The following is a 12,038-nucleotide window of genomic DNA, read 5'->3' on the forward strand; positions in this document are numbered from 1 at the left end:
GATGAGCAAAACCCAACTTATTAAAGTTTCACTTTATTTTCTTTAAAAAACCTTTTGGATTAAATGATATGAAAAATTTATGTTTAGACTCGTCGATTATGAAGTTATTGTTTTTAGTTAAAAACTCTTCCACAGCTTCCATCGGGCCAGGACCCCAATCGGGAAGAAGCGGATTTCCGTTAATGGAGGTATCTTCTACAATTATATAACTGCCAGTAGTGACGATAGATTTATATAGCAAGAGTTCTTTGGAAACATGCTCTTTACTATGATCAGAATCTAAAATAACTAAAATCACATCATCAGGTTTGCGCATACTTACTATTGTTTGGATGGCCTGCACAGAAACAGAAGATGCTGTTAAATACGTAATCCGATTATGTGATGGCCGATTTGGCTGCGGAGTTATATCGATAGTAAGTACGTGACCTTTTCCAATTAAATCTAACATAGAAGCTAAATACAGTGCACTACCACCGTGAAAAGTCCCGCATTCAATAATTAAATCGGGCTTTAATTCATAAATGATTTCTTGATACAAAAAGAGATCAGAGGGAAGTTTACAGATTGGAACTCCAAACCAATGTGTATCTTTTAACCACACAAGGCTGTCGTAATATTGTTTTAGAAATTCATTGCTTATAGTATCGATTTTAAATTCTCCTTTCTAAAAAGGCTTCTCTCGTTTGACGTAAAGTGTTTACGCATGAAAGTTGTACTATATATTATGTAGTAAGGAATTGTAAGGCGAGTGTTTTTACTTGAAAATAAGCCAAATAACTCATGTGGCAAATGAAAGGAAATGATCGTATGTACAAATACACAATTTGCTTTATTAGAGAAAGCGATAAAATACTGCTATTAAATAGAAATAAAAAGCCGAATATGGGGATGTGGAATGGTGTTGGAGGAAAAATAGAAGAGAATGAAACGCCATACGAAGGAATAATTAGAGAAACGTTTGAGGAAACGGGCATAGAACTTTCAAGTGTAACGTATAAAGGGACTGTTGGTTTTAAAGGTAAAGGTGAGCCCCAGGCTAGTGAAGGAATGTATGTGTTCGTTGCTGATTTGCCAGATGGAATGCAAATGAATACACCATTACGTACGGCTGAAGGCTTATTAGAATGGAAAGAAATTGATTGGATATTAGATGGTGATAATAGAGGAGTAGTTAGCAATTTACCAAAATACTTACCGACAGTATTAACAGAAGAAAATAAGTTAAAACATATATTCACGTACGATAACCGGAATATTATTAATTACACAACTGCATGTTTGAAAGAAGATGATGCGAACAAGCGATATGAAAAACAACTTGTTTCTCAATAGAAGAGGAAAGTGAAAAATCACGTTTTTGCTCTCGTTATATATGCGAGGTGATTATAAGTTTCAGAAATACAATTCATTGGTCATAATTGTAATATGTATGATATAACTTTTCTTATGGTGAAAGAGTAGAGAACATACGTAAACGGAACAAAAAAGGAGGTGGCTTTGCCACCTCTTTTCCGTTAGTCACGAATCGCCTTAATCATAAATCGATGTTGCTTCACATCAAAATATCCTTTTTGCAAGATAATCTCATGTATACGATATAACTCCTCATAATACCTTTCGATAGTGAAATCAGGAATTTGCCACGGAATTACTTTTAAATAATAGACGATAGCGCCAATATCATAAAAGCGTTGGAAAGGGAATTCTTCTTTTGCTTCTAAGATAGTAACTCCGTTTTCCTGTAGTTCATTACATGCCGCTTCAAGCGACCAACTTGCAAATTCACTATTTAGTGGTGTGTCAAATTGGTCATTAAGTTCCGCGCAATCGAGACCGCCAACTTGTTGTGTAAGAAATGTTCCATTTGGAGAAAGGATTCTTTTTACTTCAGAAGCAGCATATGATTCATGTTGGTTTAGGATTAGATTAAACTGACCATCTTGAAATGGCAATGCAGTATCATCGTTCACCTCTACAACAGTAACCCCTAAAGGCTCTAATTTCTTTCGAGCAATTGGCACGTTTGGAGCGTAGCCCTCAGTAGCATAAATAGTTGACGGGAACGGTTGTAACATAGATAAAAACTCTCCGCCGCCAGTCCCCATATCGAGCATTGATTCTGCACGTTGCATAAGTTGAAAAGCAGTACTGCCGTACGACCACGATAATGGCTCGCTCTTCATTCGACCCGTTTCTGAAATGAAAGAAAAATCCCAGCCACTAAAGTTTGTATTTGCACTTTCTAATAAAGTTGAAAATAATGGATCACGTTTCATAAATTTGTCCTCCTATTTTTTAATGGATAATATGATGAGAAAAGAAAAAGGGAGGACCTCTTATTAAAATGAAGCAGTTTTATGTTTCGTGTTCGAATAGATTCATATAAATTTGCTCCTTGTGAGAATGGTTATTTATATATTCGGGATAAATAAGTGGAAATCCTTTGATCAAGAGCTAGGAAATTTAGTAGATATGACTAAGGAAGTTCTAAATCGCTTGGAAAGCATGATAAGTGATAAAAATATATTAATTGGAATGCACCGAGAGAAATAATTGTTATTCACGAAAAATTATAGATGGAGGAAGCTTTGTTAAACCTGGTTTAGAATGCAATAGAACATTCTAAACCAGGTGGTAACATAATGATTCAGGTCAAAAATTCTCCAATCTATATCGAACTAGTGATCCAAGATTTTGGAGAGGGAATTTTAGCTGAAGAATTACCTCATGTTTTTGAACGATTCTATAAATCAAGTAGTTCTAAAAAGCTTGGCTCGAATGGAATTGGGTTGGCACTTGTCAAAGCTATTATTTAGGCTAACTAACATATTGTATGTTTCAGTATCTATTTTATAAAAAAGGAAATAGATGTAACGGTCCTCCTTTTAATAAAAAAATCCTATAAAAATATAGTGCTCTTAAAAAGTTTTGTTACAAATTTGTTTTGTTTGGCTTTAAAAAAGGAAAGTAATATTTATTTGTAGAAAATTTTTAAGGATAAAAATAGGATGAATATCCATGGTAAGAAAAAGGGGGCACTTAAATGTTAACAAATGATTTAGATTTTCGATTAGAACCACGTTTAAAAGAACTGTATGAACAACATAAAATAAGAGCGCAGAAGATAGACTGGGCTTATCATGAGTTTTTACCATGGGATAAGGGAATGGACTTTAAAAGAGTTCCATGGGATGAAAGTCAAGTTACTCTCCCTTCTGGTGTAATTACGGCCATTGAAACAGCTTTATTAACAGAAGTGAATTTACCATGGTTTACAACGTATTTATCTGCGACTTTTAAAGGTTCCCTTTCTGTTATTACAGACTTTATTCATACTTGGACCTCAGAAGAGGATCAACATTCGAATTTATTAGAGACATATTTACTACTCACTCGAAGTGTAAACCCTAAACGTATACATGAATTAAGAAAATCAGTCGTTGAGTGTGGATTTGAGCCTGATTTTCATACACCAATCGAAGCCATGACATATACGACGCTACAAGAACTTGCAACAATGGTGTTTTACAATAATGTAGCTAAAGTTGCAAGTAAGCATGATCCAGATCTTGCTACGTTATTACGCCGTCTTGCAAAAGATGAAACACTTCATTATGCGTTTTATCGAGACGTTATTCGAACACATTTAGAATTGGAACCAAATTATTGCTACCATATTGCCAATGTGATTAGGAATTTTAAAATGCCAGGTGCCGTCATGCCTGATTTTGAAAATAGAATGGCTGTGATTGCAAAAGAAGCAAACTATGGCCCACTACAATATTTTGATCAAGTACTTGATGTAGTGGTTGAGTATTGGGGGTTAAAAGATTTACGACCAATTGCCCCTCTAGCAGAAAAAGCAAGAATTGAGATTTTGGAGTATCATATAAGATTGAAAAAAATACGGGATCGATTTGGCCGTTTTCAAGGGGAAATTGATCTACGTTAATGGGTGGAGATTTCAGGATATACGCGTATGAATTCCCTTTTCTTTTATTGGAAATCTCGAACGCTCTTTGGTATTTTACGGCTGTTTTACTTGATTTAACTTTTGAAGAAAAAAGTGATTGACACCTAAAATGAACTCGTGATATTATTAAATATTTGATAAAAAACAACATATGTGTTAAGCTTGAAAAGGTTACCACATATGGAGGTGGATTATATGTTTCAAATTGGCGATAACATTGTTTATCCAATGCACGGAGCAGGTATAATTGAAGCCATAGAAGAAAAAGAATTCTCAGGGGAAAAACAACAGTATTATGTCATCAAAATGTCAATCAGTAATATGCAAGTCATGATTCCTACGGGGAAAATATTAAATTCGAATATACGCCCAGTTACTGATATACTTGCATTAAAACACATTATACACATTTTTCAGCATGAAGAATCATGTAAATTACTGCCGTGGAAACAAAGGCATAAAGTGAACACGGACAAAATAAAAACGGGTGAAATACAAGAAGGTGCTGAAGTTGTACGCGATTTAATGCGTATGAAGAAAGAAAAAACACTGAATACAAGCGAAAAAAAATTGTTGGATGATGCATATAAGTTTTTGGTCAGTGAACTAGAATTAATTAAAGGAATCACTGAAAATCAAATAAAAAGTTTCTGTTAAGGTTCATTATAGATAATGTATTATATCTCCCGAAAATATCCTGAATTTTTCGAGAATATGATGAGTACTATAAGCAAATCATTTCAAAGACATTCAATTTCTTCAACTCATTTTTAGAGTAGGAACCTCTTTTGTTATTACTTCAATCTAATCCATTTTTATTTTTAAATTTATTTTACGAACATTCGAAGTTTTATTAAATAACTCGATTAAATAGTCACTTGATTTTTGCAATCCTGATTCACACTGGCACGGACAAGGAGCCGTAAGGATGAAAGAGAGGTAGGGCTTTCATTGTTTTAGGTAATATACTATCTAAGTCATTATTTCTAGAAGAAAAAACAATCAATCTCACCGCCATCTTTAAGAGTTCCTTACATCTACTGAGACAGTGAATAGTAATTGTTTATCTACTTTACGTAAAATTGATAAACGAACTGGTAATACCATATGGTAAACTACAAAAAATGGTTTCCAGACCAAGAAACCATTTTTTATTTTATTTACATAACAATAGTAAATTAAGCAGTAAGAAGGAGTCCGCACATGAAAAAAATGTTAACAAAAGAATTAAGTAATGAATTAAAGAAGCGAGAAGGGATTATTTCTATTACAGTTGAGCCTTATGAAAAAATCGAAGTTGGTGGAATTTGTGTAGATGGACCAGCTATTATTCTAATTAATCAAGAATAGGTAAAAATAGTTGCATGCAAGGAGAAAAGGATCGACCTTTAAGAAAAGGGGGATCCTTTTTGCTTGCTGCAGCCAATATGGGATATAAATAACTTTTATCTGATGTGTTGGGGTTAAAAGGAAGGAGAGGATGGAAATTATCATGGTGGAGAGCTTAATGTTGGTAGGATTTCTTTTTACGTTATATAAATTAGTTGATAAAAAAACAAACTAATTATTTAAAACGATAGATTGTTTCTTTTTTAAGGGCGAGATTTATCTGAGAGTGAAATGGATCATCTAAAGGAGGAATTAAAATGGATGCAAGGAAAAAACGCATAAAATACGAGAAGATGTCAAAGAATTATGATCGTATTTATTTAGTTTCGTTTATCCTATTAATTGTACTTGTTTGTAGTAGTGTGATTATCATAGGAGCTACAGGGGGAAAATATGGAGTATTTTTATTGTTAGCAATTTTACTTAACGCACGCATTACGAAAGAATCTCAAAAAAAATATGAGCACTATTCTAATAAAGGGCGTATTTAAAATGATACATAACCAGAAAGGAACAACCTAGATGTATATTCAAAATATCCCTTTATCATCTCCTATTAACTAGTAAAAGTAACTTTATATAAATCATTTTTTTAGCAATGTAGAAATAGAAACCGTACCCTATTAAAATGTTATTTCCGTCCATATAATGAATTATCCTTCTAGCATATTTATAAGATTTATATCATATATTAGTAGAAAGAATGCAAGTTAGAAAGGAGTCTTATAGAATGAGTTATTTGGAGGGAAATGACTTTAGTAAACAAAATATGGTAAGTGTGCCTAATCCCTATGTATATCAGACATTACAATCAGTAATTGGTAAACATGTGGTTATTGAAACTGTAAGAGGCAATATAAGAGGTAAATTAAAGGATGTGAAACCAGATCATTTGCTCATTGAAGATACGGTGCCATATATTGTACGCATTCAACAAATTGTATGGATTATGCCAAAACAATAATCAAATTGCCTGTAATTAATTTATAATAGATTAGCGTTATAGAGCATCAAATAAAAACACAGGGTTTTATCTCTGTGTTTCTTCGAATTTTCGTTTTTGAATATATGCTTGAGCATGGATAATTTCTTTCTGAAGTTCTTTTAATTCTTCCGTAGATCCAGATTCAATCCTCATGTACGTAGTAACTAGACTAATCATCATATCCATCTTCTCTACTATATTTTGAATGACCTGTTCAGATTGCTCTTTTTTAGGGTGTTGTATTGCTATTAAAGCATTTTCTATATAATTGTTCTTTCTTTGCTGGATATCATAAATAAACTGTTTTGTGTTTGAGTTCATTTGTTATTCCTCCGTTTTGGATATACTTCTATTCTATCATATTTGAATGGTGAATATTAGATTCCCCTAAATATCCACCTGTCACATACATTTCCTCAAATATAGAAACTAATTCCTTAACGTACAGGGAGTTAATCAAAATATATTAATTTTGTGTCTAAACGTACAATTTTCTTTTTTGATATGGTGAGTCCTAATTGTAGTACCCAATCCGATGTAAATTCCTCAATAACAACAGATTTTTCCATATCTCTAATGCCCTTATGTATTTTATACTTGAATATAATATCAGATTTAGATAAGCAAAACTATTTCAAGTGAATAGAATCCACTCTTTAAGAATACATAAAATATATACATACATACAAGTTTAGTCTACTCACTACATCATTAGTGAAGGTAGGATTCTATAAATTTTGGAGGAAGAGATATGCCTAAAAAGGTTCTCCTGTTTACAGATTTGGGGATTGATGATGCGTTTGCTATACTGTACACTTTTTTTCGTAAAGACATTAAACTTTTAGGAATTGTAGCTGATTATGGAAATGTATCGAGAAAAAATGTAATAAGAAATATTAACTATTTGAAGTACCTTGCGGGAAGAGAAGAGATACCTGTATTCCTTGGTGCTTCTGTACCGTTGACAGGTATATTGATTAAGTATTTTCCTGAAGTACATGGAAAAGTCGGATTAGGACCTATCATTCCTCCTGAAATTTCATATCCAGTTTATCCTCTAAATGATATTTATCAAATTATACAATCAAATTTAGAAGATCTTACAATTATCAATTTAGGAAGACTTTCTTCGCTAGCTACGACCTTTGTATTGAATTTAGAAACAATGCGAAACGTAAGAGAATGCATTTGCATGGGGGGAGCTTTTTTCTTTCCAGGTAACGTAACTGCCGTGGCTGAAGCTAACTTTTATGCAGACCCTTATGCAGCAAACCTAATTCTGCAGCATGCAAAGAACTTGACAATTATTCCTTTAAATGTGACTCAACATGCAATTGTTACACCTGAAATGGTCCAGAAAATAGATGCATTTCATCGGAATACACAGGATTCTGCAGGGCTCATCATCAAACCTATGCTAGATTATTATTATAATTTCTATTCCAAGTCTAATCCTGGTATAAGTGGAAGTCCTATGCATGATTTTGTAACAGTTTGGTATTTGCTAAATCAAGACGCTGTTAGTCTTTCAAGAGTACCTATTAAAGTAATCCCTGATCAAGGAGAAGGATTTGGTCAAAGCATTGCAGATTTTCGTTTTGTTACTAATCCAGGCTATAAAACGCATAATGTAGCTTTTCAGTTTGATTATGAAAAATTTAAGAAAGATATTATGGAAACGTTCCTAAAGAAGAGAGTGTAATAGAGTTTATTAACTCCAGATAATACGGATTATGAGAATCAAATGTCACTTCACTTAACTGTCAATATCAAATTAACAAAACAAGTTCCCCTAAAATAAAAAAGACGTTGACTTCTCTATGTAATTAACTGTCTTTTCATGTCCAGCGATGATGAGTAGCCAAATTGTTGAAAGGAGCTCGTTCTTATTCAACTTGTTTTCTTGCTCTCTTGTTTGAATGAGATCGTTTATCAAATCAGAATCAGGATTTAGACGCTTTTCGTTAAGTAATGTCTCAATGTAATGAATAAACTTTTAAGTGTTGTTTTAACTTCAGTTCCCTGAATAGGTTCCACAGAGGTGTCCATGAGTTTTTTGTCCATTTGCGGAACTGGTTTCGATCAGTGGCGGGAATCCCAAGCACCTCGGAAATGAAAATAATGGGTAGTGGTTAAGCAAAATCTGCAATGATTTCCATTTTTCCTTGTTCTTGTACAGCAACTAACAATTCGTTGGCAAGTTGCTGAATACGGGGACGAAGGTCCTCAATCATACGTGGTGTAAAGGGTTTAGAGACTATCCGACGCAGGCGAGTATGATTGGGAGGATCTATCGTAAGTATATTCGGACTCTAGATTCTACAACATTTCAACTTCCAGACAAGTTTTCTTGACATATACATTATTTTAGACAAACCTTTTATAATGCATATATGGTAAATTGTTAAATTTTGATTTTTTATATGTAAAATGATAATAAAGTTATTTAATTTCAAAAGTCCAAATAAGCATAACCCCGATCTAAATTTAGATCGGGGTTAAAAATATAGTTGTTTTAATCTTGATGTAAGAAACGTCACTAGATTGAAAAATATAACAAAAAAGTTATTGAAAAATGAATCTTTTCACTTTGTTATATATTTCTTCTGGAGCATTTATACATTTTCATAGTAACCAACCAGCTAATCAATATGATTCCTGCAAAAAGTAATAGTAAATTACTATACAAATGAGTGAAAGAATTAGCATTCATAGGTAGTAATTTTCGGTTTAGCAAATGTATCGATAATAATCCACCTACAATCGCAATCCCCATTCCTTTCGATAGAAAGCCTGGGAAATTAAGCAAACTCATTCTAGTACCAGCAGCCTTTTGTTCCAAACTACTGAAACACTGATAGAGATAACTGTTTTCGTCATGAACTCACTGTTGTAATATGTCTAGTGTGTCTTCATGGTATGTTTCAAGAAAAGGCCGAATGGCATATTCAGTAGTATTCCTTTTCGTTATTTCATACATTGCATTGAACGAGGTTTCAAAATCGTAAAGTCCATATTTTTCAACGTATTTTGCAAGAGGCATGTACATATATCCATTTGTAAATGTGCCTACTTCTGTTGTATTTTCTGGTCCTAATGTTTTCAGTAACATATGTATTGCGGCATTAAAATCTTTTTGTAAAGCATTGTGTAATTCATCTGCAATTGCTTCAATACGCTGTTTTAACTCTAAATTTTCAACTTTACAAGCTACAGAATCTACAAAGATGCTTTTAGAGAAACAAGGATCGTGTTTACAAATAGAATCAGCTATTTTTTCTGCTAATTCTTCATTAAATAAAAATTTTAACGGAACATATTTACCCATTTTTTCACCTCGGTGGTCAAATGAAAACAATTTTTATTTTTTAATCGACAATCCATAAACCAAAGTCTCACTCGGAGTCGTAATACTAAAACCTGTCGTCTTATAATCAAGTTTCACCGTATCACCAGTGTAGTCTTTCGTGAATGAATCCATTTGTACGATAAGCTCTGCATCTTCATATACAACATCATCTGCGTTATATGTATCCCAAATTAAATTGACATCAACGAAAATACTACAAGAGTTCGTCATTGTTCCTCTAATGCGAACGATCTTTTTATCTTCAAGTTCTAATCTATGTATAGCTGCTTTTGCTTCATCAGTAATGCGAATGTTCATTGTATCCCAACCTTTATTTATATTTCCTTTATTATTGCAAAAACAGGAGCAATAGGGAAGTAAAGAGGTTTGCAACAAAAAACGAGCAAACAAATTTGTTTGCTCGTTTCACTTTATTTTAGTTCACATTTATCAAGTGGAATCACTTTTGTTTTTTTCGTAAATTTATAACCTAACCATAGTACTAAGAAGAGTGGTAAACCGATGTAAGAAACGAGTACACCGTTCCAATCAATTGCTTCACCCATAAATGCGCCGTAGTTTTGTCCTAAAATTACGATGATACAAAGTGTAAATGCGAAGATTGGACCGAATGGGAACCATTTTGCTCTATATGGTAAATCATTTAAATCTTTTCCTTGTGCGATATATGCTTTACGGAAACGGTAATGACTAATTGCAATTCCAACCCATGCGATAAAACCAGACATTCCGGATGCGTTTAATAACCAAATGTATACAACACCATCACCGAATAAAGAAGCAATGAAAGCAATACTACCAACAATTGACGTTACGATTAACGCGTTAACAGGTACACCGCGGCTATCTAATTTACCAAGAAACTTTGGTGCTTTTCCTTGGCGAGCTAAATCCCAAAGCATACGAGTTGATGCATACATACCAGAGTTACCAGCAGATAATACAGCAGTTAAAATAACAGCGTTCATAACAGAAGCAGCAAAGGCAACGCCCGCTTTTTCAAAAATAAGTGTAAACGGACTTACTGTAACATCACTTGCAGCAAGGCTTTCAGTTGTATAAGGAATTAATAAACCGATAACGAGAATCGCAAGGATATAGAATAAAAGAATACGCCAAAAGATTGAACGAATTGCTTTTGGGATATTACGTTCTGGATCAGACGTTTCACCAGCAGCTACTCCTAATAGTTCAGTACCTTGGAATGAGAAACCAGCTGCCATAAACACACCGATAATTGCCATGATACCGCCGTTAAATGGTGCATCTGCAACAGTGAAGTTTTTAAATCCAACCGTTTCGCCGCCCATAATTCCAAAAATCATCATGAAACCAACAATTAAAAAGATAATAATCGTAACTACTTTAATAAGTGCGAACCAATATTCAGATTCACCAAACCCTTTAACAGATAAGTAGTTTAAAAGGAAAATAATAGCTAAACATAATCCGCTCCAAATAAGAGAAGGGGTATCTGGGAACCAAAATTTCATAATTAATGTTACGGCTGCAAGTTCAGCAGCAATCGTAATTGCCCAGTTATACCAATAGTTCCATCCAAGTGCAAAGCCAAGTGATGGATCAACAAATTTTGTTGCATACGTGCTAAAAGATCCAGTAACAGGCATGTAAGCAGCAAGTTCAGCTAAGCTTGTCATTAAGAAATATACCATAATTCCAATTGCGGCGTATGCGATTAGTGCACCGCCAGGACCAGCTGAATGGATTACACCACCGCTGGCAAGAAATAGTCCGGTACCGATTGTACCACCGAGAGAAATCATCGTAAGGTGACGCGATTTTAATCCGCGTTTTAATTCACCTTGTCCTTGTGTAGTTTGCGTTTTAGAGGTAGATTGATTTGTTGCGCTATTCATGTTCAACACTCCTTTTCTTGTAGGTTAGGAAGGAGCGGGGGAGAAAAATACAAAAAACCGCCAAAGGAATTAGGCGGAACGTTTCACAAATAACCACCCCATCATACCCTTCCGTTAAGATAGCACCCCACGTTTACACGGTAATTTTGTAAACGTGACAGTTCTGTTCCTTTCGGAGACAGCCCCAGCTCATATTTCCAGAGAAGAAATTTAAACTTCGGCAACTTTTCCTTTCAAACGGAGTCAGTGACATTCTCTGTGTCTCGTCCATTTTACTTTTAAAAGTCGCAACCTCTACCTCATCGGATTGATGAGGATTTATATATTGCTAAGATATTTAATATATGGCAATTGTAATGAGTTTCTGAATATATTGCAAGGAATTTTGTTAAGAAAAGTCAAAAAATATCGGTTATTGTATAGGAAACGCTTGCAAAACTC

At 33.9% G+C, this 12,038-nt stretch carries 12 protein-coding genes, 4 pseudogenes and 1 riboswitch; of the genes and pseudogenes, 8 read left to right on the forward strand and 8 right to left on the reverse strand.

The window, feature by feature from the left end:
• Positions 1–28 precede the first annotated feature (28 nt).
• Complete coding sequence (locus tag DN400_RS02675; protein WP_265736938.1) at positions 29–652, reverse strand: cephalosporin hydroxylase family protein; 624 nt, start codon at positions 650–652, stop codon at positions 29–31.
• Positions 653–810: 158 nt separating this feature from the next.
• On the opposite strand from DN400_RS02675, the gene DN400_RS02685 reads away from it, so the two are divergent.
• On the forward strand, positions 811–1,335 hold the full coding sequence (locus tag DN400_RS02685; RefSeq protein ID WP_098211799.1) for an NUDIX hydrolase: 525 nt from the start codon (positions 811–813) through the stop codon (positions 1,333–1,335).
• Positions 1,336–1,517: 182 nt separating this feature from the next.
• Here the strand turns inward: DN400_RS02685 and DN400_RS02690 are convergent, their stop codons facing one another.
• On the reverse strand, positions 1,518–2,279 hold the full coding sequence (locus DN400_RS02690; protein WP_098211800.1) for a class I SAM-dependent methyltransferase: 762 nt from the start codon (positions 2,277–2,279) through the stop codon (positions 1,518–1,520).
• A 163-nt stretch (positions 2,280–2,442) separates the two neighbouring features.
• On the opposite strand from DN400_RS02690, the pseudogene DN400_RS30115 reads away from it, so the two are divergent.
• From DN400_RS30115 to DN400_RS02720, 6 genes and pseudogenes are all read left to right on the forward strand, one after another.
• A pseudogene (locus tag DN400_RS30115) lies at positions 2,443–2,816 on the forward strand (sensor histidine kinase); the annotation flags it as partial.
• Between the two features lie 230 nt (positions 2,817–3,046).
• A complete protein-coding gene (locus tag DN400_RS02700; RefSeq protein WP_000957093.1) occupies positions 3,047–3,955 on the forward strand; it encodes an acyl-ACP desaturase in 909 nt (302 codons plus the stop codon).
• A 216-nt stretch (positions 3,956–4,171) separates the two neighbouring features.
• Complete coding sequence (locus tag DN400_RS02705) at positions 4,172–4,633, forward strand: CarD family transcriptional regulator (protein ID WP_000486293.1); 462 nt, start codon at positions 4,172–4,174, stop codon at positions 4,631–4,633.
• Between the two features lie 546 nt (positions 4,634–5,179).
• A complete protein-coding gene (locus DN400_RS02710; protein ID WP_098211801.1) occupies positions 5,180–5,326 on the forward strand; it encodes a BC1881 family protein in 147 nt (48 codons plus the stop codon).
• 296 nt (positions 5,327–5,622) lie between these two features.
• Positions 5,623–5,856: a hypothetical protein gene (locus DN400_RS02715; protein ID WP_000340044.1), complete on the forward strand. Its 234-nt coding sequence runs from the start codon at positions 5,623–5,625 to the stop codon at positions 5,854–5,856.
• Positions 5,857–6,095: 239 nt separating this feature from the next.
• Positions 6,096–6,329 carry a YuzF family protein gene (locus DN400_RS02720; protein WP_000120818.1) on the forward strand — a complete coding sequence of 78 codons (234 nt, stop codon included), beginning with the start codon at positions 6,096–6,098 and terminating at the stop codon, positions 6,327–6,329.
• Between the two features lie 66 nt (positions 6,330–6,395).
• Here the strand turns inward: DN400_RS02720 and DN400_RS02725 are convergent, their stop codons facing one another.
• Positions 6,396–6,671 (reverse strand): hypothetical protein, encoded by a 276-nt coding sequence (locus tag DN400_RS02725; protein ID WP_001087712.1) that lies wholly within the window; start codon positions 6,669–6,671, stop codon positions 6,396–6,398.
• A gap of 430 nt (positions 6,672–7,101) precedes the next feature.
• On the opposite strand from DN400_RS02725, the gene DN400_RS02730 reads away from it, so the two are divergent.
• Positions 7,102–8,052 carry a nucleoside hydrolase gene (locus DN400_RS02730; protein WP_001125074.1) on the forward strand — a complete coding sequence of 317 codons (951 nt, stop codon included), beginning with the start codon at positions 7,102–7,104 and terminating at the stop codon, positions 8,050–8,052.
• 117 nt (positions 8,053–8,169) lie between these two features.
• Here the strand turns inward: DN400_RS02730 and DN400_RS29745 are convergent.
• The 5 genes and pseudogenes from DN400_RS29745 to DN400_RS02760 all read right to left on the reverse strand — a co-directional run.
• Positions 8,170–8,659 (reverse strand): annotated as a pseudogene (locus tag DN400_RS29745) (cytochrome P450 family protein); the annotation flags it as partial.
• A 284-nt stretch (positions 8,660–8,943) separates the two neighbouring features.
• A pseudogene (locus DN400_RS29750) lies at positions 8,944–9,227 on the reverse strand (tetracycline resistance MFS efflux pump); the annotation flags it as partial.
• Between the two features lie 10 nt (positions 9,228–9,237).
• Positions 9,238–9,678 (reverse strand): annotated as a pseudogene (locus DN400_RS02750) (hypothetical protein); the annotation flags it as partial.
• Between the two features lie 33 nt (positions 9,679–9,711).
• Complete coding sequence (locus tag DN400_RS02755) at positions 9,712–10,017, reverse strand: iron-sulfur cluster biosynthesis family protein (protein WP_001026168.1); 306 nt, start codon at positions 10,015–10,017, stop codon at positions 9,712–9,714.
• 113 nt (positions 10,018–10,130) lie between these two features.
• The gene (locus DN400_RS02760; RefSeq protein ID WP_086409731.1) at positions 10,131–11,597 is read right to left on the reverse strand and encodes an amino acid permease; all 1,467 of its coding nucleotides are present in this window, start codon (positions 11,595–11,597) and stop codon (positions 10,131–10,133) included.
• 112 nt (positions 11,598–11,709) lie between these two features.
• Positions 11,710–11,902, reverse strand: a riboswitch (Lysine riboswitch).
• Positions 11,903–12,038 lie beyond the last annotated feature (136 nt).

It is taken from the genome of Bacillus sp. AR8-1, from assembly GCF_008042345.1.
Lineage (GTDB): Bacteria > Bacillota > Bacilli > Bacillales > Bacillaceae_G > Bacillus_A > Bacillus_A cereus.

Excerpts from the sequence above, each read along its gene's own strand:
- DN400_RS02760 (WP_086409731.1), bottom strand. The coding sequence starts at position 11,597 with ATGAATAGCGCAACAAATCAATCTACCTCTAAAACGCAAACTACACAA.
- DN400_RS02755 (WP_001026168.1), bottom strand. The coding sequence starts at position 10,017 with ATGAACATTCGCATTACTGATGAAGCAAAAGCAGCTATACATAGATTA.
- DN400_RS02720 (WP_000120818.1), top strand. The coding sequence starts at position 6,096 with ATGAGTTATTTGGAGGGAAATGACTTTAGTAAACAAAATATGGTAAGT.
- DN400_RS02710 (WP_098211801.1), top strand. The coding sequence starts at position 5,180 with ATGAAAAAAATGTTAACAAAAGAATTAAGTAATGAATTAAAGAAGCGA.
- DN400_RS02725 (WP_001087712.1), bottom strand. The coding sequence starts at position 6,671 with ATGAACTCAAACACAAAACAGTTTATTTATGATATCCAGCAAAGAAAG.
- DN400_RS02705 (WP_000486293.1), top strand. The coding sequence starts at position 4,172 with ATGTTTCAAATTGGCGATAACATTGTTTATCCAATGCACGGAGCAGGT.
- DN400_RS02685 (WP_098211799.1), top strand. The coding sequence starts at position 811 with ATGTACAAATACACAATTTGCTTTATTAGAGAAAGCGATAAAATACTG.
- DN400_RS02715 (WP_000340044.1), top strand. The coding sequence starts at position 5,623 with ATGGATGCAAGGAAAAAACGCATAAAATACGAGAAGATGTCAAAGAAT.
- DN400_RS02730 (WP_001125074.1), top strand. The coding sequence starts at position 7,102 with ATGCCTAAAAAGGTTCTCCTGTTTACAGATTTGGGGATTGATGATGCG.
- DN400_RS02690 (WP_098211800.1), bottom strand. The coding sequence starts at position 2,279 with ATGAAACGTGATCCATTATTTTCAACTTTATTAGAAAGTGCAAATACA.
- DN400_RS02700 (WP_000957093.1), top strand. The coding sequence starts at position 3,047 with ATGTTAACAAATGATTTAGATTTTCGATTAGAACCACGTTTAAAAGAA.